The sequence below is a fragment of the Faecalibacterium sp. Marseille-Q3530 genome, assembly GCF_017377625.1.
GTDB lineage: Bacteria > Bacillota > Clostridia > Oscillospirales > Ruminococcaceae > Faecalibacterium > Faecalibacterium prausnitzii_E.
Genome location: NZ_JAFREH010000006.1, coordinates 118,498 through 144,748 on the forward strand (window position 1 = coordinate 118,498; position 26,251 = coordinate 144,748).

General features: G+C 60.1%; 32 protein-coding genes and 1 rRNA gene. 7 read left to right on the forward strand and 26 right to left on the reverse strand.

Annotated elements, in window-relative coordinates; genetic code table 11:
- Window positions 1–8 precede the first annotated feature (8 nt).
- The 20 genes from rplE to J3350_RS07255 form a co-directional block, all read right to left on the reverse strand.
- Window positions 9–557: a 50S ribosomal protein L5 gene (rplE, locus tag J3350_RS07160; RefSeq protein ID WP_005934909.1), complete on the reverse strand. Its 549-nt coding sequence runs from the start codon at window positions 555–557 to the stop codon at window positions 9–11.
- A 17-nt stretch (window positions 558–574) separates the two neighbouring features.
- Window positions 575–889, reverse strand: coding sequence for a 50S ribosomal protein L24 (gene rplX / locus J3350_RS07165; protein WP_005934911.1), 315 nt, complete (start codon window positions 887–889; stop codon window positions 575–577).
- 13 nt (window positions 890–902) lie between these two features.
- Window positions 903–1,271 (reverse strand): 50S ribosomal protein L14, encoded by a 369-nt coding sequence (rplN, locus tag J3350_RS07170; RefSeq protein ID WP_005938014.1) that lies wholly within the window; start codon window positions 1,269–1,271, stop codon window positions 903–905.
- A gap of 43 nt (window positions 1,272–1,314) precedes the next feature.
- Window positions 1,315–1,572, reverse strand: coding sequence for a 30S ribosomal protein S17 (gene rpsQ / locus J3350_RS07175; protein WP_055190687.1), 258 nt, complete (start codon window positions 1,570–1,572; stop codon window positions 1,315–1,317).
- Window positions 1,573–1,584: 12 nt separating this feature from the next.
- On the reverse strand, window positions 1,585–1,770 hold the full coding sequence (gene rpmC, locus J3350_RS07180; RefSeq protein WP_005921879.1) for a 50S ribosomal protein L29: 186 nt from the start codon (window positions 1,768–1,770) through the stop codon (window positions 1,585–1,587).
- Entirely contained in the window at window positions 1,760–2,200 is a 441-nt protein-coding gene (gene rplP / locus J3350_RS07185) for a 50S ribosomal protein L16 (protein WP_005938020.1), read from the reverse strand. Before rplP ends, rpmC begins: the two co-directional genes overlap by 11 nt.
- Window positions 2,200–2,904 carry a 30S ribosomal protein S3 gene (gene rpsC, locus J3350_RS07190; RefSeq protein WP_207686161.1) on the reverse strand — a complete coding sequence of 235 codons (705 nt, stop codon included), beginning with the start codon at window positions 2,902–2,904 and terminating at the stop codon, window positions 2,200–2,202. Before rpsC ends, rplP begins: the two co-directional genes overlap by 1 nt.
- Window positions 2,905–2,916: 12 nt before the next feature.
- Complete coding sequence (gene rplV / locus J3350_RS07195; protein ID WP_005921882.1) at window positions 2,917–3,252, reverse strand: 50S ribosomal protein L22; 336 nt, start codon at window positions 3,250–3,252, stop codon at window positions 2,917–2,919.
- 18 nt (window positions 3,253–3,270) lie between these two features.
- Window positions 3,271–3,537, reverse strand: a complete 267-nt coding sequence (gene rpsS, locus J3350_RS07200; protein ID WP_005934915.1) for a 30S ribosomal protein S19 — start codon at window positions 3,535–3,537, stop codon at window positions 3,271–3,273.
- A gap of 17 nt (window positions 3,538–3,554) precedes the next feature.
- Window positions 3,555–4,385, reverse strand: a complete 831-nt coding sequence (gene rplB, locus J3350_RS07205; protein ID WP_055190684.1) for a 50S ribosomal protein L2 — start codon at window positions 4,383–4,385, stop codon at window positions 3,555–3,557.
- 77 nt (window positions 4,386–4,462) lie between these two features.
- A complete protein-coding gene (rplW, locus tag J3350_RS07210; RefSeq protein WP_005934919.1) occupies window positions 4,463–4,759 on the reverse strand; it encodes a 50S ribosomal protein L23 in 297 nt (98 codons plus the stop codon).
- Complete coding sequence (rplD, locus tag J3350_RS07215; protein WP_005938033.1) at window positions 4,759–5,382, reverse strand: 50S ribosomal protein L4; 624 nt, start codon at window positions 5,380–5,382, stop codon at window positions 4,759–4,761. Before rplD ends, rplW begins: the two co-directional genes overlap by 1 nt.
- Before the next feature lie 14 nt (window positions 5,383–5,396).
- The gene (gene rplC, locus J3350_RS07220; RefSeq protein ID WP_097793123.1) at window positions 5,397–6,029 is read right to left on the reverse strand and encodes a 50S ribosomal protein L3; all 633 of its coding nucleotides are present in this window, start codon (window positions 6,027–6,029) and stop codon (window positions 5,397–5,399) included.
- A gap of 92 nt (window positions 6,030–6,121) precedes the next feature.
- A complete protein-coding gene (gene rpsJ / locus J3350_RS07225) occupies window positions 6,122–6,433 on the reverse strand; it encodes a 30S ribosomal protein S10 (protein ID WP_005934923.1) in 312 nt (103 codons plus the stop codon).
- A 687-nt stretch (window positions 6,434–7,120) separates the two neighbouring features.
- Window positions 7,121–8,878, reverse strand: coding sequence for an NFACT family protein (locus J3350_RS07230; RefSeq protein ID WP_207686162.1), 1,758 nt, complete (start codon window positions 8,876–8,878; stop codon window positions 7,121–7,123).
- A 22-nt stretch (window positions 8,879–8,900) separates the two neighbouring features.
- Window positions 8,901–9,677: a Nif3-like dinuclear metal center hexameric protein gene (locus J3350_RS07235; protein WP_207686163.1), complete on the reverse strand. Its 777-nt coding sequence runs from the start codon at window positions 9,675–9,677 to the stop codon at window positions 8,901–8,903.
- A gap of 91 nt (window positions 9,678–9,768) precedes the next feature.
- Window positions 9,769–10,476, reverse strand: a complete 708-nt coding sequence (locus J3350_RS07240; RefSeq protein WP_207686164.1) for a class I SAM-dependent methyltransferase — start codon at window positions 10,474–10,476, stop codon at window positions 9,769–9,771.
- Window positions 10,476–10,739, reverse strand: coding sequence for a DUF1858 domain-containing protein (locus tag J3350_RS07245; protein ID WP_179859530.1), 264 nt, complete (start codon window positions 10,737–10,739; stop codon window positions 10,476–10,478). The genes J3350_RS07240 and J3350_RS07245 overlap by 1 nt, the downstream gene beginning before the upstream one ends.
- A gap of 338 nt (window positions 10,740–11,077) precedes the next feature.
- Window positions 11,078–11,368 carry a zinc-ribbon domain containing protein gene (locus J3350_RS07250; protein ID WP_097793127.1) on the reverse strand — a complete coding sequence of 97 codons (291 nt, stop codon included), beginning with the start codon at window positions 11,366–11,368 and terminating at the stop codon, window positions 11,078–11,080.
- 298 nt (window positions 11,369–11,666) lie between these two features.
- On the reverse strand, window positions 11,667–12,866 hold the full coding sequence (locus J3350_RS07255) for an acetate/propionate family kinase (protein WP_097793128.1): 1,200 nt from the start codon (window positions 12,864–12,866) through the stop codon (window positions 11,667–11,669).
- Between the two features lie 316 nt (window positions 12,867–13,182).
- On the opposite strand from J3350_RS07255, the gene J3350_RS07260 reads away from it, so the two are divergent.
- The 6 genes from J3350_RS07260 to J3350_RS07285 all read left to right on the forward strand — a co-directional run bounded on the left by J3350_RS07260 (window position 13,183) and on the right by J3350_RS07285 (window position 20,245).
- Window positions 13,183–14,382: a nucleotidyltransferase family protein gene (locus J3350_RS07260; protein WP_207686165.1), complete on the forward strand. Its 1,200-nt coding sequence runs from the start codon at window positions 13,183–13,185 to the stop codon at window positions 14,380–14,382.
- A 124-nt stretch (window positions 14,383–14,506) separates the two neighbouring features.
- A complete protein-coding gene (locus J3350_RS07265) occupies window positions 14,507–15,826 on the forward strand; it encodes an NAD(P)-dependent oxidoreductase (protein WP_097793130.1) in 1,320 nt (439 codons plus the stop codon).
- Between the two features lie 199 nt (window positions 15,827–16,025).
- On the forward strand, window positions 16,026–17,579 hold the full coding sequence (locus J3350_RS07270; protein WP_207686166.1) for a DUF1538 domain-containing protein: 1,554 nt from the start codon (window positions 16,026–16,028) through the stop codon (window positions 17,577–17,579).
- Window positions 17,580–17,591: 12 nt separating this feature from the next.
- A complete protein-coding gene (locus J3350_RS07275) occupies window positions 17,592–18,269 on the forward strand; it encodes a transcriptional regulator (RefSeq protein ID WP_097793132.1) in 678 nt (225 codons plus the stop codon).
- A 110-nt stretch (window positions 18,270–18,379) separates the two neighbouring features.
- On the forward strand, window positions 18,380–19,246 hold the full coding sequence (locus J3350_RS07280; protein ID WP_207686167.1) for a YitT family protein: 867 nt from the start codon (window positions 18,380–18,382) through the stop codon (window positions 19,244–19,246).
- A 21-nt stretch (window positions 19,247–19,267) separates the two neighbouring features.
- On the forward strand, window positions 19,268–20,245 hold the full coding sequence (locus tag J3350_RS07285; protein ID WP_207686168.1) for an alpha/beta hydrolase: 978 nt from the start codon (window positions 19,268–19,270) through the stop codon (window positions 20,243–20,245).
- Between the two features lie 53 nt (window positions 20,246–20,298).
- Here the strand turns inward: J3350_RS07285 and J3350_RS07290 are convergent, their stop codons facing one another.
- On the reverse strand, window positions 20,299–21,918 hold the full coding sequence (locus J3350_RS07290; protein WP_207686169.1) for a phospholipase D-like domain-containing protein: 1,620 nt from the start codon (window positions 21,916–21,918) through the stop codon (window positions 20,299–20,301).
- Between the two features lie 6 nt (window positions 21,919–21,924).
- Entirely contained in the window at window positions 21,925–22,542 is a 618-nt protein-coding gene (locus J3350_RS07295) for a C39 family peptidase (RefSeq protein ID WP_207686170.1), read from the reverse strand.
- 141 nt (window positions 22,543–22,683) lie between these two features.
- On the opposite strand from J3350_RS07295, the gene udk reads away from it, so the two are divergent.
- Complete coding sequence (gene udk, locus J3350_RS07300; protein ID WP_207686171.1) at window positions 22,684–23,313, forward strand: uridine kinase; 630 nt, start codon at window positions 22,684–22,686, stop codon at window positions 23,311–23,313.
- A 64-nt stretch (window positions 23,314–23,377) separates the two neighbouring features.
- Here udk and J3350_RS07305 read toward each other — a convergent pair whose 3' ends face one another.
- From J3350_RS07305 to rrf, 4 genes are all read right to left on the reverse strand, one after another.
- Window positions 23,378–24,319 carry a histidine kinase dimerization/phospho-acceptor domain-containing protein gene (locus J3350_RS07305; protein WP_097793138.1) on the reverse strand — a complete coding sequence of 314 codons (942 nt, stop codon included), beginning with the start codon at window positions 24,317–24,319 and terminating at the stop codon, window positions 23,378–23,380.
- Entirely contained in the window at window positions 24,301–24,975 is a 675-nt protein-coding gene (locus tag J3350_RS07310) for a response regulator transcription factor (protein WP_118553517.1), read from the reverse strand. The genes J3350_RS07305 and J3350_RS07310 overlap by 19 nt, the downstream gene beginning before the upstream one ends.
- Window positions 24,976–24,979: 4 nt before the next feature.
- On the reverse strand, window positions 24,980–25,843 hold the full coding sequence (locus tag J3350_RS07315; RefSeq protein ID WP_207686172.1) for a TraX family protein: 864 nt from the start codon (window positions 25,841–25,843) through the stop codon (window positions 24,980–24,982).
- Window positions 25,844–25,980: 137 nt separating this feature from the next.
- Window positions 25,981–26,097, reverse strand: a 5S ribosomal RNA gene (rrf, locus tag J3350_RS07320).
- Between the last annotated feature and the right edge of the window lie 154 nt (window positions 26,098–26,251).

Here is a 26,251-nt window from a genome sequence, read left to right on the forward strand (position 1 = left end):
TCTCCTCCTTAGTTATTCTCGGTAGCGAACGGAGCGCCCAGAGCCTTCAGCAGCTCCTTGCCCTCTTCGTCGGTCTTAGCGGTGGTAACGAAGCAGACGTCCATGCCGCGGACTGCATCGACCTTATCGAAGTCGATCTCCGGGAAGATGATCTGCTCCTTGATGCCGCATGCGAAGTTGCCGCGGCCGTCAAAGCCGTTGCCGTTGATGCCGCGGAAGTCGCGGACACGGGGCAGAGCGACGTTGAAGAAACGATCGACGAACTCGTACATGCGCTCACCACGCAGGGTGACCTTGCAGCCGATGGGAGTGCCCTGGCGCAGCTTAAAGTTTGCAACGCTCTTCTTGGCACGGCAGACGACTGCCTTCTGGCCAGTGATCTGGCCCAGATCCTTCATGACAGCTTCCAGGATCTTCTCGTTGTCCTTGGCTTCGCCGCAGGCAACGTTGATGACGACCTTGTCCAGCTTGGGGATCTGCATAACGCTCTTGTAACCGAACTTGGAGTTCAGAGCAGGAGCAATTTCATTGACATACTGTTCTTTCAAACGAGCCATTGTTCCATACTCCTTTCTTACAGCTCAGCGCCGCACTTCTTGCAGACGCGGACCATCTTACCGTCCTTCTCGACGTGGCCCACGCGCACAGCCTTGCCGCACTTGGGGCAGATGGGCATGACCTTGGATGCGTACATTGCACCCTCAGCCTTGACGATGCCGCCCTGCTCGCCCTGACGGCGGGGCTTGACGTGCTTGGTAACCATGTTCTGGCCCTCAACGATGACCTTGTTCTCAGAGGGGCTGACCTGCAGGACCTTACCAGTGTGGCCCTTGTCCTTGCCGCTGATGATCATAACGTTGTCGCCGGTTTTAACATGAAGATTATTCATTACGAAAACCTCCTTACAGCGATTCCGGAGCCAGGCTCAGGATCTTGGTGTAGCCGGCATCACGCAGCTCGCGAGCGACGGGTCCAAAGATACGAGTACCCTTGGGGCTCTTGTCGGCCATGACGATAACGGCGGCGTTCTCATCGAAACGGATGTAGGAGCCGTCGTCGCGGCGGACGCCATGCTTGCTGCGCACGATGACAGCCTTGACGACGTCGCCCTTCTTAACGGAGCCGCCGGGGGCTGCCTTCTTGACAGAGCAGACCACGACGTCACCAATGTTTGCGTATCTCTTGCGGGTGCCGCCCAGCACGCGGAAGCACATCAGCTCCTTGGCACCGGTGTTGTCGGCAACTTTGAGATAAGTTTGCATCTGAACCATTTCAGATATCTCCTTTCAAACTGTTCAAAGCAGCGGGCAAAGATTACTTTGCCTTCTCAACGATACGGACCAGGCGCCAGCGCACATCCTTGCTCAGGGGGCGGCACTCCATGATCTCAACACGGTCACCGATGCCGCACTCGTTCTTCTCATCACGAGCCTTGAACTTGGCGGTACGCTTCAGGATCTTCTTGTACAGGGGGTGCTGCACGCTATCCTTAACGGCAACCACGATGGTCTTATCCATCTTGTCGGACACGACGACGCCGACGCGGGTCTTTCTCAGATTACGTTCTTCCATCGTTTAACCTCCTTACTGCTTCTCAGCCAGAACGGTCATCACGCGGGCGATGTCCTTCTTGACTGCTTCGATGCGGCCGGGGTTCTCCAGCTGGTTGATGGCATGCTGGAAGCGCAGGTTAAACAGCTCAGCCTTCAGATCTGCCAGCTTGCTGGTCAGCTCTGCGGTCTGCATCTCGCGGAGTTCATTAGCCTTCATTGGTGCCATCCTCCTTCACGGAGTCCTCACGGACCACAAATTTGCACTTGATGGGCAGCTTGTGCATAGCCAGGCGCAGAGCCTCACGAGCAGTTGCCTCATCGACATCTGCCAGCTCGAACAGAACGCGGCCGGGCTTGACCACAGCGACCCAGTATTCGGGAGAGCCTTTACCGGAACCCATTCGGGTCTCAGCGGGCTTCTCGGTAACGGGCTTATCGGGGAAGATCTTGATCCAGACCTTGCCGCCGCGCTTGATGTAACGAGTCATCGCAACACGGGCAGCCTCGATCTGAGTGGAAGAGATCCATGCCGGCTCCAGAGCAACAAGGCCGTACTGGCCCTGGCACACCACGTTGCCGCGGGTAGCCTTGCCGGTCATGCGGCCGCGCTGAACGCGGCGGTACTTAACACGCTTAGGCAGTAACATTACTTGTTGCCTCCTTCCTTCTTCTGAGCGGTCTTAGCGCTCTTCAGGACCTCGCCCTTGTAGACCCACACCTTGACGCCGATGCGGCCGTAGGTGGTAGCAGCCTCTGCAAAGCCGTAGTCGATGTCGGCACGCAGGGTCTGCAGGGGGATGGTGCCCTCATGATAGCTCTCGGTACGAGCGATATCAGCGCCGCCCAGACGGCCGGAGCACATTGCCTTGATGCCCTTTGCGGGAACGGTAGAACGATCGCGGGGGCTCATGGCATTGCGCATGCACTGCTTCATGGCACGGCGGAAGGTCACGCGGTTCTCCAGCTGACGAGCGATGTCCTCAGCAACCAGCTGAGCGTTGGTGGAAGCGCTCTTGACCTCGATGACATTGACGATCACGGTCTTGCCATACTCTTTGGTCAGCTTGTTCTGGAGTGCAATGCGCTCTTCGCCGCCCTTGCCGATGACCATGCCGGGCTTTGCGCAGTAGATGTTGACGGTGACGCGGGGAGCGGAAGTGGAAGGATCCACAGTGCGCTCGATCTCGATCTTGGGGACGCCAGCGTCCTTCAGCTGAGCCTTCAGCTCAGTGCGGATCTTGTGATCCTCGACGAGGTTATCGCTGAAATCCTTCTTGGAGGCAAACCAGCGGCTGTCCCAGTCTTTAATAACGCCGACACGAATGCCGTGCGGATTTACTTTCTGGCCCATTGTTTTCCCTCCTTACTCTTTCTCTTTCAGAACAACGGTCATGTGGCTGGTGCGCTTCAGGATGCGGTAGCCGCGGCCCTGTGCACGAGGCATCATGCGCTTCAGCGTCGGGCCGGGGCAGACGTAGCACTCGGCGACGTAGAGGTTGTTCTTGTCCATATTGAAGTTGTTTTCCGCATTTGCGGCTGCAGACTTCACCAGCTTCAGAAGGGGCTCACAAGCGGCCTTCGGGGTGTACTGCAGGATTGCCAGCGCTTCGTCCAGGGGCTTGTTACGGATCAGATCCATAACGATGGACACCTTACGAGGACTAATGCGGGCATAACGAAGAATTGCCCGAGCTTCCATGTTGTGTTCCTCCTTCTCTTACTTCGAATTACCGGTGTGGCCCTTAAAGGTGCGGGTGGGAACGAACTCACCCAGCTTGTGGCCAACCATATCCTCGGTCACGTACACAGGCACATGCTTGCGGCCGTCGTGGACGGCAAAGGTGTGACCAACGAATTCGGGGAAGATCGTGGAGGCGCGGCTCCAGGTCTTGATGACCTGCTTCTTGCCGGAAGCGTTCATCGCTTCAACGTGCTTCAGAAGAGCAGCCTGGACGAAAGGTCCTTTTTTAATGCTTCTACCCATTGTCTTAAACTCCTCTCTTACTTACCTGCACGCTTCACGATCAGCTTATCGGAGCGCTTATGATGCTTGCGAGTCTTGAGACCCAGAGCGGGCTTGCCCCAGGGAGTCATAGGACCGGAGTGACCAACAGGTGCGCGGCCCTCGCCACCGCCGTGGGGGTGGTCGCAGGGGTTCATGACAGTACCGCGGCTGCCGGGACGGACGCCCATGTGGCGCTTGCGGCCAGCCTTGCCCAGGTTGACGTTCTCGTGGTCGATGTTGGAAACCTGGCCGACGACTGCGGTGCAGTTGACGGGCACGTTGCGCATCTCACCGGAGGGCAGACGAACCAGTGCGTAGCCGTTCTCCTTTGCCATCAGCTGAGCCATGTTGCCAGCGGAACGAACCAGCTGAGCACCGCGGCCGGGATACAGCTCGATGTTGTGGATGATGGTACCGACGGGGATGTTCTCGAAGGGCAGGCAGTTGCCGGGCTTGATGTCGGCGCCCTTGCCGCTCAGGATCACATCGCCGACCTTCAGGCCGTCGGGAGCAATGATGTAGCTCTTGACGCCATCGGTGTACTCGACCAGAGCGATGAATGCGCTGCGGTTCGGATCGTACTCCAGGGTCTTGACGGTAGCGGGCATATCGGTCTTCTGACGCTTGAAGTCGATGACACGATACTTGGTGCGGTTGCCGCCGCCCTGGTGACGGACGGTGATGCGGCCGGTGTTGTTGCGGCCGCTGTGCTTCTTCATGGGCTCCAGCAGGCTGCGCTCAGGAGCGACCTTGCTCAGGACGCTGTAATCCGTGACGGTCATGCCGCGGCGGCCCGGAGTAGTGGGGCCATACTTCTTGATAGCCATAATGCTATTCTCCTTTATTTATCTTATGAATTATTATCGGGGTCATATCCCCATAGAGGAACCCTCGGTGGGTTCGATCAGACCATGCTGTTGAAGAACTCGATTTCCTTGGAGTCCTTGGTCAGGGTGACGATGGCCTTCTTGGATGCAGCAGTGTAACCTGCGTGCATGCCCTGGCGGCGGAAGCGGCCACGCACAGAAATGGTGTTGACCTTTGCGACCTTAGCGCCGGGGAACAGGGTCTCGACTGCCTGAGCGATCTCGACCTTGGTAGCGTCGGTAGCGACCTTGAAGGTGTACTTCTTGTCGGCGATGCCAGCCATGGAGTTCTCGGTAATGACCGGCTTCAGGATGATATCATGTGCGGTTTTCATTAGCCAAGCACCTCCTCAAGCTTCTTTGCTGCGTCGACGCTGATGATCAGCTTGTCGGCGTTCAGCACGTCATAGGTATTCACGCTGCCAGCGAAGGTGGTCTTGACACCGGCAATGTTGCCAGCGCTCTTGACGAACTTTGCATCGACAGTCTCATTGACCAGCAGGTTCTTCTTGCCGGCGCCAACGGCGTTCAGCATTGCAACCACGGTCTTGGTCTTGTACTCATCGCAAGCGAACTTGTCAACAACGACCATGTTGCCATTGGCAGCCTTATCGGACAGGACGCTCAGCAGAGCCAGGCGCTTGACCTTGTTGTTGATGTGGTAGTTGTAGCTGCGGGGCTTGGGGCCCAGAGCAACACCACCGTGAGTCCACTGGGGAGCACGGATGGAGCCCTGACGAGCGTGGCCGGTGCCCTTCTGACGCCAAGGCTTCTTGCCGCCGCCGGAAACCTCCATGCGGATCTTGGTGTTCTGGGTGCCCTGACGCTGGTTGGCCAGGAAGTTCACCACAGCAATGTGGACAGCCTTCTCGTTCGGGGTGATACCGAACACGGCGTCGGAAAGCTCGATCTCGCTAACATGCTGACCGTTCATATCGACTACGTTAAACTTTGCCATTGTAGCTTTCCTCCTTACGCCTTCACGCTGTTGGCCAGGGTGACGATGGTGCCCTTGGTACCGGGAACTGCACCCTTGACAGCGATCAGATTGTTCTCGGTGTCAACCTTGACAACGGTCAGGTTCTGCACGGTGACGCGCACAAAGCCCATGTGGCCGGGCAGGCGCTTGCCGGGGAACACGCGAGAGGGGGTAGAAGTGGAACCGTTGGAACCTGCATGACGAGCAACAGGACCAGTGCCGTGGCTCTCACGCAGACGGTGCTGACCGTAGCGCTTGATAACGCCCTGGTAGCCCTTGCCCTTGGAAACGCCCACAACGTCGACCTTGTCGCCAGCTGCGAAGACATCAGCCTTCAGCACGTCGCCAACGTTCATTGCGGAAACATCTTCCAGACGGAACTCGCGCAGGGTCTTCTTGGGGGCAACGTTTGCCTTCTTGAAGTGGCCTGCAGCTGCCTTGTTGACCTTCTTGGCGGAAACCTCGCCGAAGCCCAGCTGAACAGCCTGATAACCATCGCTCTCGACGGTCTTCTTCTGCACGACGGTGCAGGGACCTGCCTCGATGACGGTCACGGGAACGACCTTGCCGTTCTCATCGAACAGCTGAGTCATACCGACTTTCTTGCCGATAATGCCTTTAACCATTTTCTTTTCCTCCTGTAAAGGTTATTGGTTGGCGGCGCACGTCACCGCCAACATGACCCCTCGGGAAACGAGGAGCATCTCCGGATCAGCTTTTACAGCTTGATCTCGATGTCCACGCCAGCGGGGAGCTGGAGGCTCATCAGAGCCTCGACCGTCTTGTTAGACGGCTTCAGAATGTCGATCAGACGCTTGTGAGTGCGGCTCTCGAACTGCTCGCGGCTATCCTTGTACTTGTGGGTAGCACGCAGAACGGTCACGATCTCGCGGTCGGTGGGCAGGGGGATGGGGCCGGACACGCGTGCACCGGTGTGCTTTGCGGTCTCCACGATCTTCTCTGCTGCGGCATCGATCAGCTGAGCATCATAGCTCTGCAGACGGATTCTGATTTTCTCTTTGACTGCCATTGCTTACGCCTCCTGAAAAAATTGATTTTGCCCTAGGCGAGCCGATAAATTGCTCTACACAGTTCCGGGTGTTCCTCGATTTGGCACTAGAAAAACCGGTGAACCGCCTGGCAGTTCTCCCGGAAAAATATTAGCAAATCAAATCCGAACATTGGTTCCGCCCGTTTCGCAGGTCACCCTGCCGAGGGAACGTATTCCATCGCTGTCAGTAATTTTTTCGCCCGGTTCTAAGATCGGACATACTCCGCGGAAATAACCCATCACAGCTATCGCCGGATGACAACCTCCCGCATCTACGCATATCGCTGGCCTGCACGACTTGTATCGCACAAGCCTTTTGCAGCCGAGAGATATTTTATCACATCTTCGTGCATTTGGCAAGTGTTTTTTCGCGATTTTTCAGAAAAAATCCGATTTTTCTTTTTTATTTTCTTCTTTCGGCCTCCCGGCTCAAATTTTGTGCAGAACGCACAATTTCCGGAAGCCCTTTTCGGTGGAAAACCGGAGTCGCCCTTTCAGGATGCCCCCAAAAAGCTCCTGTTATACAAAACCCTCTCCGTCATCGCTGCGCGATGCCACCTCTCCCGAAGGGCGAGGTTTTGCGCTGACTTGTGGGGCAGCGTGAAAGCTCCCCCTTCGGGGGAGCTGGCAAAGCCGCTGGGCTTTGACTGAGAGGGTCTGTTCTATTTACTTCTTCATTTTCAGCCGCTCCGCCAGATCCTCCCTCGGTGTGATGTAGACGGTCGTGTACACCTCGTACAGCACCATGCCGGGCTTGGCACCGCTGGCTTTCCAGATGTTCTTCACCTCGGTGGTGTCCACCGCGACCTTGGCACCGGTGCCCGCCTTGAAGGTGCTGGAATACAGCACGGCAAGCTCGGCGGCTTCCTGCCGGGTGGTGTCAGGGATGTCCTCTCCCCGGCTCATGACCACCACGTGGCTGCCGGGAGCCTTCTGCACATGGAACCACAGGTCTTTGCCGCGGGCGGTGTGAAGGGTGAGCCGGTCGTTCTGGGCGTTGTTCCGTCCCACCAGGATCTCAAAGCCGTCGCTGGAGGTGAACCGCAGGAAATCCGCCGGTTTCTGGCGCTTGTCCCGCTGCTTGTAATATTTCAGGTAGCCCTGGCTCTTCAGCTCCGCGCGGATCTCATTCAGCGCCGCCTCGCCGGAGGCCGTTTCCACCTCATATAAGACCGTTTCGAGGTAGGCGATCTCTTTTTCGCCCTCGGCCAGCAGGTCCACCAGCATCCGCGCCGCCGTCTGCTTCTTCTTGTAGTTCTTGAAGAAGTTCTGCGCGTTCTGGCTGGGCGTGAACCGCAGGTCGAGCGGAATGGTGACTTCCCTGCCCTCATCGTACCAGTTGGGCACGGTGATGCTCTTCATGCCCTTTTGGGCCAGATAGAGGTTGGCCGAGAGCAGCTCACCGTACAGGCGGAGCTTTTCGCTCTTGCCGCTGGCGGCCAGCTCTTCCTGCCGGGCGGCCTGTTTGCGGACGGCGCGTTCGTACATGTTGTGGACCGCCTTGTGGAGTTCCTTGCTCTTGGTGCGCAGGCGCTCAGCACGGTCTTTTTCGGCATAGTAGCCCTCCAGCATCGCGTTGAAGGACGGCCACTCCCTGACCGCATAGATCTCGCCGTACTGCCGGGGCCGGAAGAATGTAAACTCCACCGGTTTGCCGTCCGGGGCCGTCACACTGCACGGACAGCCGCCGTTGGCGTGGATCTCCTTCAGCTCGTCGATGGCTGCCATCAGGGCCCGCTTCTGCTCCCCGGTCAGCTCATTGGCCAGCAGGTGTTCGCCGTCGAATGCGCGCCAGGCGGCTTCGCGGCAGACCACCGGGCCGACTCCGGCCACCGTCTTGTTCAGGGCATCCGCCACGGGCAGGTCCCGCTCGCAGGCCGCTGCCACGATGGAAGCCGAACTCACGGTCAGAAAATCCGGGCGGGCCGGTTTGGGCGGCACGGTGTAGGGCAGGCCGGGCAGCAGCTGCCGGATGTCGCTGTCCTCAAAATCGACCCGCTTGAGGGCGTCGATGATCCTGCCGTTCTGCACCAGCACCAGATTGGAGTAGCGCCCCATCAGCTCCGCGCAGAGGACGTTCCGGACCAGGTCGCCCATCTCGTTGGTGCACTGGAACTCGAAGTAGACGATGCGGTCGCCCGGCTCCATCCGGACATCCAGCAGCTTGCCGCCGGTGAGATGCTTGCGCATCAGCATACAGAAGGACGGCGGGGTCTCCGGGTTCTCGAAGCTCTCCTCGGTCAGGCAGACCCGCGCGGAACCGCTGCGGGCCGACAGCAGCAGGCTGTACGTCTCGGTGCGGGTGCGCAGGGTCAGCACCAGTTCATCGCGGGTCGGCTCAAACAGTTTTGCGATCTTCGCATCGGTCAGGGTCGTTTTCAGTTCTGCCGCCGTCAACGCCAGCGTTGCAGCATCCAAAGCCATATTCTTCCCTCACTCTCCTTCTTTATATATACGTATAGGGGTCTCGGTTCGCGGTGCTCACCAGCACCTCCAGTTCCGGGAACGCCGCCCGCAGCCTTTCGGCCACGGCTGCCGTCACCGGGAACTCGGTGGCGTAGTGCCCCGCCGCGATGAGTGACAGGCCCAGCCGGGCCGCGTCGCAGGCGTGGTGGTGGTTGGCCTCGCCGGTCAGCAGGCAGTCCGCCCCCACGGCAATGGCCTCTTCGAACAGGCTCCCGCCTGCCCCGCTGATGACGGCCAGCCGCCGCACGGGCCTCCCGCTGTCGGTGTATTTCACCTGCACGGCAGGGCCAATTTCGGGCAGGTTGCACCGCTTGCCCAGCGCGTCCTGCGCCTTTTTCGCCAGTTCCGGCACCGGGATGGGGTCCACTTCGCCCACACGGCCGCAGCCGCCCGCGAACGGTGCCCAATTCCGCATCCCGAAAATGCCCGCCAGCACCTCGTTGACACCGCCCTCGGCGGCGTCCAGATTGGTGTGCATACAGATGGCCGAGATGCCGTTCTGCACCAGCTGGAAGGGGACGTCCCTTGGTTCCAGCCGCTTGAGCGGGCTGAAGATGACCGGATGATGGGCCACGATGAGCCCGCAGCCTTTGGCTGCAGCTTCCTGCACCACTTCCGGGGTGATATCCAGCGTGACCAGTACGCGGTCCACCGGTCTGCCGCAGTCCACCAGAAGGCCGGGGTTGTCCCAGCTTTCGGCCAGTTCCAGCGGCGCGATGCGCTGCATCGCTTCATAAAGTTCGTTGACTGTTCTCATGGTTTCACCCGCTTTCCCCTCTCCGTCAGCGCTGCGCGATGCCGCTCTCCCCCGAAGTGGGAGGGGTTGGCAGTCCACACAGCTCATCTCTTTATGCCAAGGGCTCTCCCTTCGAGAGAGCTGGACGCGAAGCGGCCTGAGAGGGTGAGGATTCTAACAACGTGTCGATCTCTTCGGCCAGTGCGGTCCCGTCCGGCACACCCAGCCGGAACCGGGGGAGCTTGGCTTTCTGCCAGGCCGCATAGCCCGCGCCCTCCGGCCACTCGCCGGTCCTGCCGAACAGGCATTCGGTGAAGGAGGCTTCCTTTCGCTCGCCGGTGTACTCTGCGGCCATCACCGCATACCAGCGGCCCGCCGCCTGCACAGGGCGGTCGGCTGCAAGGGCAAAGCCGTGTGCCCACAGCCAGCGCCGAAGTTCGCTGTGGCGGGTGGCAGGCACCAAGACCAGCCGCGGCCCGCCGGGTTGCATCACCCACGGTGCCTGTTCGATGATCTCCCACGTCGTCTGTGCGGAGACGCCCGCCAGCACGATGGTGCCCACTTCCCCCGCCGACAACACAGAAAGACCGTCGCCGAGCCGAAGCTCAGCGCGGTCTTCGCAGCCTGCATGTTCCAGCGTCTGTTTTGCTTTGGCCAGCGGGCCGGGGCGCAGGTCGGCGCCGATGACCTTCGGGTAATTCCCCGAAGCCGCCAGCACCGCCGTCAGCTTGCCGTGGTCGCAGCCGATATCGGCCACAGGCCTGCCCGGCAGCACCAGTTCTGCCGCCGCTGTCAGACGCGCATCCAGTGTGGGCAGCATCAGGCCTTCTTTGCAGCCAGGTGCTCGTTCAGCTTCCCGATGAGCTCATCGCAGTCCACGCCGTGCACCTCGCAGGCCTCCTCGATGGTCTCGCCGCGGGAAGCCGGGCAGCCCAGGCAGTGCATCCCGATCTCCATGAAGTAGGGTGCGGTGGTCTGGTCCATATCCAGAATATCACCGATGATGGTCTCGCGGGTGACCTGCTTCACGGCAGCCTTCTTTTCGTCCTTGTCCTTCTTGAGCATATCAAAAATATCAAACATGATGGTGTTTCCTTTCTGTTTCGGTCATTTTGCCAGCCAGACGGCCGACCATATATACTATACCCTATTACTAGGTTTATTTTCAAGTATTCTTGTAAATTTTAACGTTTTGGCTCTGTGCGACCGCTCCGTCATCGCTCCCCAGAAACCGTGAAGCAGCATGTAGTACAACCTCTCAGTCGGGCTTGCGCCCGCCAGCTCCCCTGGTAGGAAAGACTCCCTCCGGTCGGAGGGAGATGTCGCGAATCGCGACAGAGGGAGGACGACCACTGGCGCAAAAAGCCCCCTCTGCCTTGCGGCAGAGGGGGCCACGCGATTCAAACTTGTAAAATCAGCGCTTAGTTCTGCTTCATACGAGCGAAGCAGTCAGAGCAGTAGACCGGACGGTCCTCACGGGGCTGGAAGGGAACCTTGCAAGCCTTGCCGCAAGCTGCGCAGACAGCATCGAACATCTGACGGTCGCCGCCGTTGTTGCCGCCGCGGACGCCGTTCTTGCGGGCGTCACGGCAGGGCTTGCAGCGCTGGGGCTGGTTCTCAAAGCCGCGAGATGCGTAGAACTCCTGCTCACCAGCAGTCCAAACAAACTCCTTGCCGCAGTCTTTGCAAACTAAAGTCTTGTCTTCGAACATAGTAGTATCTCCTCTTTGTTTAGTTCTTGCCCACGGAAGGATTGTAACCATACCTTTGGTTTTTAGGGACCATCGCGCTGATCGTAAGCTACCAGGGGCTTGAATGATAAAACATCCTCTAGCTGAGGACTCCCCTATTGTACCGTTCTTTTTTGGATTTGTCAACCAAAAAACAACCCTTCGCCTTTCTTTTTGTGGATTCCGCCCAATAAGACAGACTTTGCATCGTTCAAAACAGCAAAAGAGCCGCGCTCCCCTGCGGAAACGCGGCTCTTGCAATGCGGCTTTGGAGGTTCGATTATTTCTTCTCGATGACTTCCTTGGTGTCGCGGGCGATCATCAGCTCCTCGTCGGTAGCGATGACCAGCGTGCGGACCTTGGCACCCCAGGCAGTGATCTCGCAGACATCGCCCTGCGGGTGCTTGTTCTTTTCGGTGTCGATGCGGATGCCCAGCCAATCCATGTGGTGGCAGATCTTTGCGCGGGCGATGGCGTCATGCTCGCCGATGCCGCCGGTGAAGACGATGGCGTCCACACCGCCCATGGCGGCAATGTAGCTGCCGATGGTCTTCTTGATCTGGTAGTTCAGCATATCGGAAGCCAGCTGTGCGCGCTTGTTGCCGGCAGCAGCTGCCTCTTCAACGTCACGCTTGTCGCTGGAAACACCGGAGATGCCCAGCAGGCCGGACTTCTTGTTCAGGATCTCGTCCAGCTGGTGGCCGGTGATGTTCAGGGTGTACTTCAGGTAGTTGACCACAGAGGGGTCCAGGTCACCGCAGCGGGTGCCCATCATCAGGCCGGCCAGCGGGGTCATGCCCATGGAGGTATCGACGACCTTGCCCTGGTCCACAGCGGCGATGGAGGAACCATTGCCCAGGTGGCAGGTGATGAGCTTCAGGCGCTCAATGGGCTCTTCCAGATACTCTGCAGCCTTGTATGCAACATACTTGTGGCTGGTGCCGTGGAAGCCGTAGCGGCGGACGCCGTACTTCTCGTAGTACTCGTAGGGGATGGCGTACATATAAGCCTTCGGGGGCATGGTGCTGTGGAACGCAGTGTCGAAGACGGCGACCATCGGGATGTTGCCGAACACCTTGCGGGCAGCCTCGATGCCCAGGATGCCTGCGGGGTTGTGCAGGGGAGCCAGGGGGCTCAACTCGCGGATGGTGTTGATGACATCATCGGTGATCAGGCAGCTGGCCTTGAACTTCTCGCCGCCGTGGACGACGCGGTGGCCGATGGCGTCGATCTCGCTGACATCGTTGATGCACTTGCCCTCGCCGGTGGTCATCTTCTTGACGACCTCAGCAAACGCCTCGGTGTGGGTGGGGAAGATCGCCGGGGTGGTGGCCTTGTGGCCGTTTGCCTCGTGGGTGATCATGCTGCTCTCCATGCCGATGCGCTCGCACAGGCCCTTGCACAGCACCTTCTCGCCGTCCATATCGATCAGCTGATATTTCAGGGAAGAAGAACCGCAGTTAATAACCAGAACTTTCATCTTCTTGTGCCTCCATATTGTTTTTCCGCCCGCCGGAACGGGCAGAATTTTACAGATTCCTAAAAATATTATATAATAGGTCTGCCCCCTTTTCAAGCCGTAAACGAGGCAAAGGGTTCTACAAAGTATCCCGTCTTTTTTGTACATCCTGCCCAGAATCCGCAGTATCTTGCCATTTTTTGTTGTTAGTCTGACATATATTTCACAATGTGTCTGTCGATGCGTTTTGATTTGAATCGAACCTCTCAGTCCGCGCTCTGGCGCGGCCAGCTCCTCTGATTAGGGGAGCCCGACCGAGGAATTGAGGTGAACTTCTATGAAACTGGCCGGTATCATTGCCGAATACGATCCCTTCCACAACGGCCACGCCTGGCAGCTGGCGCAGGCCAGAGCGCGGGGGGCCGAACGGGTCGCCGTGGCCATGAGCTGCGGGCTGACCCAGCGAGGCGCTCTGCCCCTGCTGCCGGAGGCCGTCCGCGTCCGCGCAGCGCTCACCTGCGGGGCCGACTTTGTCTTCGCCCTGCCCGCCCCCTGCGCCGGGACCGGGGCCGAAGCCTTTGCCCGCGCGGGGGTGCGGCTCCTTTCCGCCGCCGGGTGCGACGCGCTGGTCTTCGGGGCCGAGACGCCGGACGCCGCCCTCCTGATGCAGGCAGCCCGCGTCCTGCTGTGCGCGGACTACCGCGCCGCCCTCAAGGCCCAGCTGGCCGACGGTGCCAGAAACTTTGCCGCCGCGCGGCAGGCTGCGGTGGAAGCGCTCTGCCCCGGCACCCCGCTGGCCGCCCTGCTGGACAAGCCCAACAATAACCTGGCCGTGGAATACTGCAAGGCCATCCTCGAACTGGCCCCTGCCATGACGCCGGTCCCGCTGCCCCGCCAGGGCGCAGACCACGGGCAGGAACTGGCCCCGGACGCTGTCCGCTTCGCCAGCGCCAGTGCCCTGCGGAAGCTCTGGCAGACCGGCGGGGCGGATGCCGTGGCCCCTTATGTGCCCGAAGCTGTCCTTCCCTTCTACCGGGAAGCCTTCACCGCCGGGCAGTACACCGATTTTGACGCGGCAGGCCGCTGCGAGCTGGCCCTGCTCCGCTCCCGCTGCGTGGGACAGACGCCGTTTGCTGCCGTGCGGGGCGTTTCGGAGGGACTGGAACACCGGCTGGAGCGGGCCGTGCGGGCCAGCACCACCCACGAAGAGCTGCTGGACGCCCTGACCACCGTGCGCTATCCCCGCGCCCGGATGCGCCGCCTTGCCATGGACGCCGCGCTGGGCTATGACGACGCCCTGCCCGCCCTGCCGCCTTATCTCCACCTGCTGGGGGCCAACCGGGAAGCCCTTTCTTTATTAAAGGAAGCGCACCTTCCCGTCTCGCACGCGCTGATGCGCCTGAAGGACGAAAACGACGCCTGCGCCCGGATGGTCCCCGCCCAGCTCACGGCCAGCGATTTTTCCGCGCTCTGCCGGAAAACGCCGGAGCCTATGGGCAGCGCACTTCGTCAAAAAATTATCTTTTTGACGAAGTGACAAAATTTTTCGCAAAAAAATTGGCAGATACGCTCTTGTATCACGAGGGGCATCCGGTGTAGAATAATAGAGAACATTGGATACAACGAAGCGTCCCCAGAATGGGCGCAAGAGGAGGAACTGCATGGCACTTCATGTTCTGGACGAAGCCAACCGCTGCCTCGGCTGCAAAAAGCCGATGTGTCAGCAGGGCTGCCCCATCCACACCAATATCCCGGAGGTCATCCGTCTGCTCAAGGCAAACGAGCTGGATGCCGCAGGCCGGATGCTGTTCGAAAACAACCCCCTGACCACGGTCTGCTCTCTGGTCTGCAACCACGAGAACCAGTGCGAGGGCCACTGCATCCGCAACCGGATGCCCAGCCACGACCCGGTCCACTTCTCCATCATCGAGGACTACATCTCCACCACCTATGCCAACAAGATGGTGGCCGGCCCCTCCCCCAAAAACGGCATGAAAGCCGCTGTGGTCGGCGCCGGCCCTGCCGGCCTGACCATCGCGGTGCTGCTGGCGCGCTGGGGCTACGACATCACCATCTTTGACGCCCGCGACAAGATCGGCGGCGTCATGCGGTATGGCATCCCCAACTACCGCCTGCCCGACAGTGTGCTGGATGACTTCCAGTATCACCATCTGGACCTGAAGGGGATCCGCTTCCGCCCCAACACCGCCATCGGCAAGACCATCACCATCGACGACCTCTTCCGCGACGGTTACAAGAGCGTCTTCATCGGTGCCGGTCTGTGGAAGGCCAACGCCATGCACATCAAGGGCGAGACCCTGGGCAATGTGGCGTTTGGCATCGACTACCTGGCCAACTCCAAGGCGTTCCACCTGGGCAGCGACATCGCCGTCATCGGTGTGGGCAACTCCGCCATGGACTGCGCCCGCACCGCCATCCGGAACGGTGCCCGCCATGTGACCTGCTACGCCCGCCGCGATGAAACCTGCATCAGCGCCTCCGAGTACGAGGTGCGCTACGCCAAACTCGAAGGCGTGGGCTTCCGCTTCTGCAAGGCTCCCGTCGAGATCCGTGAGAACGGCCTCATCTGCCGCGACACCGTCAAGGGTGAGGACGGCAAGTTCACCCAGGTGGAGGGCAGCGAGACCTTCTATCCCCACACCGGCGTCATCGTCTCGGTGAGCCAGGGTTCCGAGAGCAACCTCGTCAAGACCACCACCGGCATCGAGACCAACCAGCGCGGCCTGCTCACCGTCAGTGAGGACGGCAGCACCACCCGTCCCGGCGTCTTTGCAGGCGGCGATGCGGTCATGGGTGCCCGCACCGTCGTCGAGGCTGTGGCCATCGCCAAGCAGGTGGCGCAGTCCATGGACGAGTATATGAAGAGCCTGCCCGCTGATACCACCCCCGATCCCTACGCCGGCATCCCCACCTTCGAGACGCCCACCTCGGATGTGCTCGGCAAACAGAACATCGAATGAACCCAGCCAGCCCGGCCCCGCCGCCGGGCTGGCTTTTTATGTCGGATCTGTAAATATTCGGAGCCTTTTTCATTCTTAGCCAATTCTTAGTTGCCCTGCATCGTCATTTCTTGTATACTAGAGATAAATCACAGCGTGATTATTCCAAAGAGGATACCTGTTTTTGTCATTCCGACGCAAAACAGGTCCAGAAAGGTCGGTGGACACTATACGCAAAGGTTCGCTTCCCAAACTGCGGGAAAAACTGCTCGAAGCATTGCAGGCCGTGCTGCCCATCGTGGCGATCGTGTTGGTGCTCTGCTTTTCCATCGCGCCGGTCTCCCCCAGCATCCTGCTCTGCTTTCTGCTGGGTGCGGCCATGATCATCGTGGGCATCATGTTCTTTACCCTGGGTGCCGAGATGAGCATGAGCCCCATGGGCGAGCGGGTGGGCGCGGTGCTGACCCGGAGCCGCAGCGTCCCCCTCATCATCGGGGTGGGTTTTGCGCTGGGCTTCCTCATCACCATCTCTGAGCCGGACTTGCAGGTCCTGGCCAACCAGGTCCCCTCCATCCCCAACATGACGCTCATCCTCTCGGTCGCGGCGGGCGTGGGCTTCTTCCTCGTCGTGGCCTTCCTGCGCATGCTGCTGGGCATCGCGCTGCCCAAGCTCCTCGTCGTGTTCTATGGGCTGATCTTCGTGCTGGCGGCCTTCGTACCCAAAGAGTTCCTGGCCGTTGCCTTTGACTCCGGCGGCGTGACCACCGGCCCCATCACGGTGCCCTTCATCATGGCGCTGGGCGTCGGTGTGGCCGCCATCCGAAGCGACCGCCACGCGGCGGACGACAGCTTCGGCCTCGTGGCCCTCTGTTCGGTCGGCCCCATCCTGGCCGTTCTGCTGCTGGGCATCCTGTTCCGGGCCAGCGACAGCGCCTACGTCCCGCCCATCCTGCCCGATGTGGGCGACTCGGTGGAGCTGTGGCAGCTGTTCCATGTCAGCCTGCCCACTTACTTCAAAGAGATCGCCACCTCGCTGCTGCCCATCGTGCTGATGTTCGGTGTCTTCCAGCTGGTGGCCCTCAAACTCGACCGCCGGACGCTGGGCCGCATTGGCGTGGGCCTGGCCTATACGTACATTGGCCTTGTGCTTTTCCTCACCGGAGCAAACGTCGGCTTTATGCCAGCGGGTAATTATCTGGGCCAGGTTCTGGCCGGGCAGACCTTCCGCTGGCTCCTCGTCCCCATCGGGATGCTCATCGGCTACTTCATCGTCAAGGCCGAGCCGGCGGTCTACGTCCTGAACAAGCAGGTCGAGGAAGTCACCGACGGCGCCATCTCCGCCGGGACGATGGGCGCGGCCCTCTCGGCCGGTGTCTCCCTCTCGGTCGGCCTCGCCATGGTGCGGGTGCTCGCCGGGATCTCCATCCTGTGGTTCCTCATCCCCGGCTATGCGTTCGCCATCGGCATCGCGTTCGTGGTGCCCAAGCTCTACACCGCCATCGCGTTCGATGCGGGCGGTGTTGCCTCCGGCCCCATGACGGCTACCTTCCTGCTGCCGCTGGCGCAGGGGGCCTGTGCGGCAGTGGGCGGCAACATCGTCACCGATGCCTTCGGCGTGGTGGCCATGGTCGCCATGACGCCCCTCATCACCGTGCAGCTCATGGGCCTGATGGCGCAGCTCAAGCAGCGCCGCGCCCGCAGCGCCCAGCCGGTGCACACCACCCCCGCGCTGGCCTTTGCCGACCTGCCGGATGACGCCATCATCGAGCTGTAAGGAGGTCTTTGCGTGAATTCACTTTACTGGCTGGTCACCATCACCGACCGCCGCTCCACCGACGCCTTTCTGGCTCTGTATGCCGAGTTCGGCGTCACGGTCAGCCTGCGCACCGTCGGCTCCGGCACCGCCGTGCAGGAGACGCTTTCCACCCTCGGCCTGGAAAAGACCGAGAAAGCCGTCCTCTTTGCCATGATCACCGCCGACACCTGGCCCAGGCTCCAGAAGGGCCTGCGCCGCAAGCTGCAGATCGACGTGCCCGGCACCGGCATCGCCTTCATCGTGCCGGTCAGCAGCATCGGCGGCAAGCGCGCCCTGCAATTCCTGACCGAACACCAGACCTTCACCGTAGAGGAGGAGAGCACCTTGAAAGATACCCGCTATGAGCTGCTGCTCGTCATCGCCAACCAGGGCCACACCGGTTCCATCATGGATGCGGCCCGCGCCGAGGGAGCCGGCGGCGGCACCGTCATCCACGCCAAGGGCACCGGCATGGAGGGGGCCGCCCACTTCATGGGGGTGGAGCTGGTCAACGAAAAGGAGCTGGTCCTCATCGTCTCCCACACCGCTCAGAAGAACGCGATCATGAAAGCCATCATGCGCAAGGCCGACCCCAAAGCCGGGGCCATCGTCTTCTCCCTGCCCGTCACCGATACGGCGGGCCTGCGGCTTCTGGAGGAAGAATCATAATCCTAACAAGAAGAACGGCACCCGGTGGGTGCCGTTCTTCTTGTTATTGCATCGCAGACGTGGATTTTTTCATATTTATCCTGTATCATAGGAGAAAGGAGGGATCTTCTATGAACCACACACATCGCCGCCAGCTCTTCTGGAACAGCCTTGTCATCGTTTTTGGCAACGCGCTCTACGCGCTGGCGGTCGCCTTATTTCTGGAGCCTGCCGGGCTCGTGACCGGCGGTGCCACCGGCATCGCGCTGGCCTTCGGGCGGCTGACGGGCCTGTCCGTCTCCGGCTTTCTGCTGGTGTTCAACCTGGCCATGCTGGTCTGGGGCTGGGCCGTTCTGGGCCGCGCCTTTGCGCTGAACACGCTGGCCAGCAGCATCCTCAGCCCCGTTTTTCTGGCGCTGTGGGAGCGGCTTCTGGCCGACCGCGTCCTCACCGAGGACATCTTCCTGTGCACGGTCTTCGCGGGGCTGGGCATCGGCGTGGCACTGGGGCTGGTCATCCGGGCCGGTGCCTCCACCGGCGGCATGGATATCCCGCCGCTGGTGCTCCAGAAATGGTTCCGCCTGCCGGTGTCTCTCACGATGATGGTCTTCGACATCGCCATCCTGCTGGTGCAGGCGCTCTTCAGCCCGCCGGAACAGGTGCTCTATGGCATCGTGATGGTCATCCTGCACACCATCGTCATGGACAAAATGCTCCTTCTGGGCGACAGCCGCACCCAGGTCAAGATCGTCAGCGCCCGGTCGGACGAGATCCGGGATGCCATTCTGGAGCAGATCGACCGGGGCGTGACCATCCTGCACGGCGAAGGCGGCTACACCCACGAGCCTACTGAGGTGCTGCTCAGCGTCGTTTCCAACCGGGAGCTGCCCAAGCTCGAAAAGCTCGTTCATTCCATCGACCCGGAATGCTTTCTCATCGTCAGCCGCGTCACCGAAGTCAGCGGGCGCGGTTTCTCGCTGGAAAAGCAGTATCAATAAAATCAAACGGAGGTACCCACTATGAATCAGTTCACCCATCCCGTCGGACGGCGCAGCGCCACCCTGACCGGCTATGTCCAGCAGACCAGCAGCGCCCTGCCCAACCTGAATGTCTGCCCTGCCGTCCTCATCTGCCCCGGCGGCGGCTATGCCTATTGCACCGACCGCGAGGCCGAGCCAGTGGCGCTGGCCTTTCTGAATGCCGGTTACAACGCCTTCGTGCTGCGGTATACCGTCAGCACCAGCTGCCCCGGTGCCGAGGTGTTCGACAATGCGCTGGCCGAGGCGGAGGAGTCGCTCATCTACCTGCATGACCACGCGGAAGAACTCCACATCGACCCGGACAAGATTGCCGTGCTGGGCTTTTCCGCCGGTGCCCACCTGACCGGTGCATTGGGCACCATGGGCCGCATCCGCCCCGCCGCCCTGCTGCTGGGCTACGGCGTCTACGCCGCGGACGGTGTCGCCATGGGCGTCCAGATGCCCAATGTGCTGAACCACATCGACGCCCAGACGCCGCCTTCCTTCCTGTTCGCGACCCAGGGCGACCGGCTCGTGCCCGCCTCGAACTCGCTGGACTTTGCCTCCCACCTGGCGGCGCTGCACACCCCCTATGAGATCCACATCTTCTCCTACGGCGACCACGGTGCTTCGCTGGGCACCCTCAACGTCACCGCGCCCCGCAGCTATGCGAACCCGGATCTCGCCCACTGGTTCCCGATGGCCCTGCGCTTTCTGGAGCACATCTTCCGGCATGACGAGCTTGTGCCCCAGCCCGCAGAGGCCACGGAGTACGGCCCGGACATGCGGATCGGCAAGCTGCTGGATGACCCCGCCAGCGCCCCGCTGCTGGCAGAGCATCTGCCGGAGCTGGTCGAACTTGTCCAGACCTATCCCGACTGCCGCGCCCTGACGCTGAAGAAGTTCCAGCTCTTCACCCAGACCCTCCCGCAGGAGCGCTTTGACGCCTGCGTCAAGGCACTGACTGCACTCAACTAAGCAAAAACGAGGCTGCCCGCATCCCGCGGACAGCCTCGTTTTTTGTTTCTTTTTTACAGCAGCGGTGCCAGCACTTTGAGCAGCATGCCCAGCGCATGGAACAGCCAGCGCCCCTGCCAGATGCTTCTGGGGTCGTTTTCCACGGTGCGGCACTGTTCCAGTGTCGCCTGAAAATCCGCCTCGATGTCCCGGATGCAGGGGGCATCCGTCAGCCAGACCGCATCTTCAAAGTGGTGGTACAGGCTGCGGTAATCGAGGTTGATGGTGCCCACCACGGCCTCCCGGTCGTCCACGACAAAGACCTTTGCATGAACAAAGCCCGGCGTCCACTCGCTGATCTTCACCCCCGAATCCAGCAGGGACGAATAATGGGTCTTGGCCAGCGAGTTTGCAAACTTTTTGTCCGCGATGCCCGGCAGGATGAGGTGGACGTCCACACCGCGCTCGGCGGCAAACTTCAGGGCCGTTTCCAGCTCGCCGTCTAAAATCAGATAGGGCGTCATGATGTGGATGTACCGCCGCGCCCGGTTGAGCAGGTCGATGTAGACCATCTCGCCCACCCGCTCACCATCCAGCGGGCAGTCCCCATAGGGAGCCGCCGTGCCTCCGGCATTTTCCGGCACCGGGATGGGCTCGGCCAAAAAGGCGTCGAACTCCGGCTCTTTCAGGATGCACCACATCTGCAAAAACAGCGCGGTCAGCGAGCGGACCGCCTCGCCCTCCAGCATGATAGCGGCATCCTTCCAGCGGCCATACTTTTCCACCTGGTTGATGTACTCATCGGCCAGGTTCACGCCGCCGGTAAAGCCCACCCGCCCGTCGATGACCAGGATCTTCCGGTGGTCGCGGTAATTGTAGTGGGTAGAGACGAACGGCTGCACCGGACTGAATACCTTGCACCGGATGCCCAGCGCTTCCAGCCGCCGGGGGTAATCGCGCGGCAGGGTCGAGAACTCGCAGGTGCCGTCGTACATCACCCGGACATCCACCCCCGCTGCGGCCTTGCGGGCCAGCACTTCCAGCACCCGGCCCCAGAACAGCCCCTCGTCGATGATAAAGTATTCGACGAAGATGTACTTTTCTGCCGTTTCCAACTGGCGCAGCAATTCCTCGAACTTGGCCTCGCCGCTGGGGAAATAGGTCATGGCGGTGTTCTCATACACCGGGAAGCCGCCGCCCCGCCCATACAGATAGGTCGCCAGCGACGCCGCGCCGGGTTCGGACGCTTCCAGCTTCTGGACGACCGATTGGTTTTGCGGCAGCTGGGTGCGCAGCACATCTTCCAGTTCCAGCAGCCGTTTGCACAGGATGTTGTGGCCGAAGTTGCTCTTCACATAGAAGAACAGCGGCACACCCACCACCGGAAAGAGCGCAATGACCACCATCCAGGTGATTTTTGCACTGTTGTCCATCTTGCTGTTCAGCAGGTAGAGAACCATGGCCGCCGTGACGACCACACTGCCGCCGAAGTAGTGGGGCAGCAGATTGCCGAACCAGCGGAAGATGCTGACCAGCAGCCCCGCCTGAAGCAGCAGGAGCAGCAGCACCAGCCCGAACCGGCTGAAGATGGCGTGAATGACCCCCTTCTGGCCCTTTTTCAGCAGCCGGAGGCCGCCGTCCTCAAACTTCTGGGCGTAGCTTTTGACATTTTGTTTCAGTTCGTCCTTCTGCATGGCAGCTCACCTCCTGCGCAGGGTCACAGCGAACATTCCCTGCGCGGCATGGCAGGCCTCCACCAGCGCCTTGGGCTGGCAGCAGAGGCCGTGGTTGTGCCATGGGTCATTGAACCAGTAATGCTCGGCATCGTAGCCCACCAGCAGCAGGCAGTGCTCGTTGCACTTCCAGGCAAAGTCGGTGCCGTCGGCCAGCAGCCAGTGGTCCCGCTGTTCGGGCACCGGCTGGAAGTCCAGCGTCGCCCAGAACACCACCGGCATCCCGGCGTCGATGTACTGGCAGAGTTCCGCCGCCGTCTTGCCGCTCTCGTCCACCACCTCGAACTGCCCAGCCGCGCCCTCGTGTTCCAGCGCACTGTTCAGCGCCCGGACGATGCAGGGCGCATAGCAGCCGTAGCCGGTGTGGTCGTGCGGGTCACCGGGGTAGACCTGCCATGGGTCCGGGCCGTAGAGTTTCCCATCCTGCTCCCAGTAAGGAGCATGGGGCAGGTCCCGCTCGATGAAGGTATCCGGGTCGATCCGGATGCCCATCGCCTGCAGCAGCATCACTGCGCTGATGCTCTCGCAGCCGTTCACCCAGCGGTCTGTCTGGTCAATGTAGGGAGCCAAAACGATTTTTTTCATCAAATTTCCTCCCAGAGCATGGTTTGCTCTGTCAAAAAACGCGTTTTTGTGTTATGATAGGCAGTAAGATACAGTGTTTCTATTATAACTTATTTTGACCGATTTTTCTACCGAAATCGGCAGGCGGGAGGATTTTGGAGCATGAACAATCTCATCATCGGCATCGCGGGTGGTTCGGGCAGCGGCAAGACCACACTGGCCATCCGGCTCAAGGAACGGTTCGGGGAGGACGAGGTGCGTCTGATCTCTCACGACAGCTACTACAAGCGCCACGACGAGCTTCCTTTTGCGGAGCGCTGCAAGCTGAACTACGACCATCCGGATGCGTTTGATAACGACCTGCTCATCGAGCACCTGCGGGAGCTGAAGGCAGGCCGCGCCATCGACTGCCCGGTCTACGATTACGCCGACCACAACCGCAGCAGCGAGGTGCAGCACATCGAGCCGGCCCCCGTCCTCATCGTGGAAGGCATCCTGCCCCTGGCCGAGCCGGAGCTTTGCAAGCTGTTTGACTACAAGATCTATGTGGACACCGACGCCGATGAGCGCATTCTCCGCCGCATCCTGCGGGACGTCAAGGAGCGCGGTCGCTCGCTGGACAGCGTCATCACCCAGTACCGCGCCACGGTCAAGCCCATGCACGAAGCCTTTGTGGAGCCCAGCAAGCGCAACGCCGACATCATCATCCCCAACGGCGGCGAGAACGGCCCCGCCATCGAGATGCTGGCCCACCACATCCGCAGCCTGATCCAGAAGGCCAACATGCAGTAACATTTTCCGATACCACACAGCCGCCCCGCCGCGTTGAGAATACAACGCGGCGGGGCGGCTGTTGTTATGGTCTTCGCTTGTATTTCAGGGGCGTCTGCACCTCAGCGCGGATGCGGGTCAGATAATTCCGCGTCTCTCCGGTGCTGCGAAGGATGGCGTCGAGCTGGGCCTTCTGTTCCCCGGTCATGCCCTCATCCTCGGCCAGAAGCTCGGCATTGCCCTGAATGACAGTCAACGGCGTCTTCAGCTTGTGAGACAGTTGGATGATGCTCTCCCGCTGCCGATGTTCCATTTCCCACTGGGCCTGCAGGCTGTCGGTCAGTTCCTCGCCCATCAGCTGCAACGCACGCAGAGCCTCATCGTACTCCCGCACCTTTGCCCCGGTAAAGTCGATGTCCTCGATGCCCTTTTTTTCGGCCACCTGCCGGGATGCCTCCGTCAACCGAGCCGTCTCCCGTCTCAGAAACGCGCCGGAACGGTGGGTGCTCCACGCGACCACCCCCACCAGCAGGAAAATGCCCAAGATCAAGTGCATCGTCTGCACATCCGGCAGAATATCGCGCAGAGTTGGGTCTGCATAGGGCACTGCGTAGTCAAATTGCAGCAGACAAACCGTCCCGTCCTGCAATCTCGCGCGCAGATAATACTGTTCGTATCCAATCTCCCAGCGAAGATCCCCCGTCCACTCCCGCATTGCCTTTTGCAGATGGGAACTGTCCATGTTGGTGGCAAGCACCGTATTCCCCTCTGCATCAATCAGCACATACCGGCACAGCGGGTCCAGCTCAGCCGGGTCAAATGTTTTCGCCGTCCGGTACGGCAGGATATTCTGTACGGCCTCGTTCGAGACCCGCGCCGCCCGGTTGGCCGGAAGAAGCCATCCGCTGTCGATGCACAAAAAAAACAGCAGGAACCAAAGCACCGCTGCCACAATGCAGCTCACCGCTGTCTGCACAAGATACCCCAGCAGCACGGCCCGCAGCGAGATCAGTTTTCGCTTTTCCATTGATAGCCCACTCCCCACACCGTCTTCAACAGCGTCTCCGGTGCCCCTGCGGCCCGCAGCTTGACCCGGATGTTTTTGATATGCTGGGTGATAGCGGTGTCGTCCGCTGTTCCATCCACGCCAAACACGGCTTCGTAGATCTGTTCCTTGGTGAAGGTCTGCCCGGCATGAAGCGCCAGATACTCACAGATAGCGTACTCCGAGCGGGTCAGCGGCAGTTCTTTTTCTGCGTAGGACGCCGATTTGCCCGTCATATCAAAGCTCACCCCGCTACGCACCATCCGGTACACTGGAACACGATTCTGCCGCCGCAGATGGGCCGCGACCCGCGCCCGCAGTTCGCTCACCCGGAAGGGCTTGGTCAGGTAGTCATCTCCCCCAATGCCCAGCCCCTCCAGCACGGATGCCTCATCGGTCCGGGCCGTCAGGAACAAAATGGGTGCATCCGTCTGCTCCCGGATCCGGCGGCAGACAGCAAAGCCGCTTTCGTTTGGCATCATCACATCCAGCAGGATGCAGTCCGACCAGCGGCAGAGTGCTTCGGTCAGGTCTGCCCCGGAGCTGCATGTCACCACCCGGTGGCCATCCCGCTCCAAGGCCGTCTTGAGCAGGATGCACAGGTCCGGGTTATCGTCCACCGCCAGAATGTTTGCCACACGATCACCTCATCACATTGTAAAGCAGGCAGGACGCCCCATACAAAAGATAGATATGGGCCGGATAGAACCAGTAAAACAGCTGCTTGTGCCCGCTGCCCCGCCTGCCGTTGTACAGCAGCATCAGCACCACAGCGCCTACGCCGAACCACTCGTAATAATCCGTAAACATCTGGGTCCAAACGAAATCTGCCTGAGCGTGAACCATCGCAAAGGGCAGCACCAAATCCCACAGAAGCGCATTCAGCGCCCACACACCCAGCTGCACTGGGCGATGCCCCCGCAGCGCATACAGCAGCACCCCGCCCAGCAAAAAGCCCCAGCTACCGTCTGTGACAGCCGTCCACATAGGCAGCGGACTCGTCATCAGGAACGCCACCACCGCAGAGGCAATGGGCATATCCTGCACTTGTGGGAAAAGCAGCAGAAAAGCCACGACCATATAAGGCCAGCAAAGCACAGCTGCAATGGCTGCTGCGCCCTTTGCAATTTTCTTTTCGCGCAGCCAGTCGATGCCCTGCCAGACCACGCACAGCAGCACAAGATCCTGAAAGATGGCATTCTGCGGATAAAAGCCGTCTCCACGCCGGAAGGCACCGGCATAGATCATGAAAAATTCCAGTGCCGCCATCGCCGTTCCGATTGCCCAGATGCGGAGAACGTAGCGCTTCCGGTCATGGGTGTGCGCAAAGCCCTCCACCGTGCAGAATAGAAACAGCGGCGCACTGAGCCGCCCCAGCATACTGAACCAGATGGGCACCCAGCCCGTAAATTCAAAGAAATAATGGATGTGATCCAACACCATCAGCACCAGGGCAATGGTCTTGAGCTGGGTACCATCCAGGCCTTTTTTCGTCAGTTTATCCATACAGATTCTCCTTTCTTTGTACATTCAGTGTAACAGGAAAATCTGTAGAAACTATAAGGTTCTGCCTTTATGATACTATTTTTCGCTCCAAAGTGCAACAAAAACGCCCTAAGATTTCTCTTAGAGCGTTTCGATCAAGTCGGCGACTACCTATTTTCACAAGCCGTTTCCAGCTAACTATCTTGGGCACGAGTGAGCTTAACTACTGTGTTCGGAATGGGAACAGGTGGGACCTCACCGTCATCGTCACCGACCATATGACTGGTTCAGTATACCATACGGTCTACTGTTTGTCCAGTGTTTTTAGAAGGACGTGCCTTCAAAACTGAATAATCACTGCTAACATTTTTTCGTTGACTCTTTGAGTCTCAAGCGAATTGTGGTCAAGCCCTCGATCTATTAGTACAC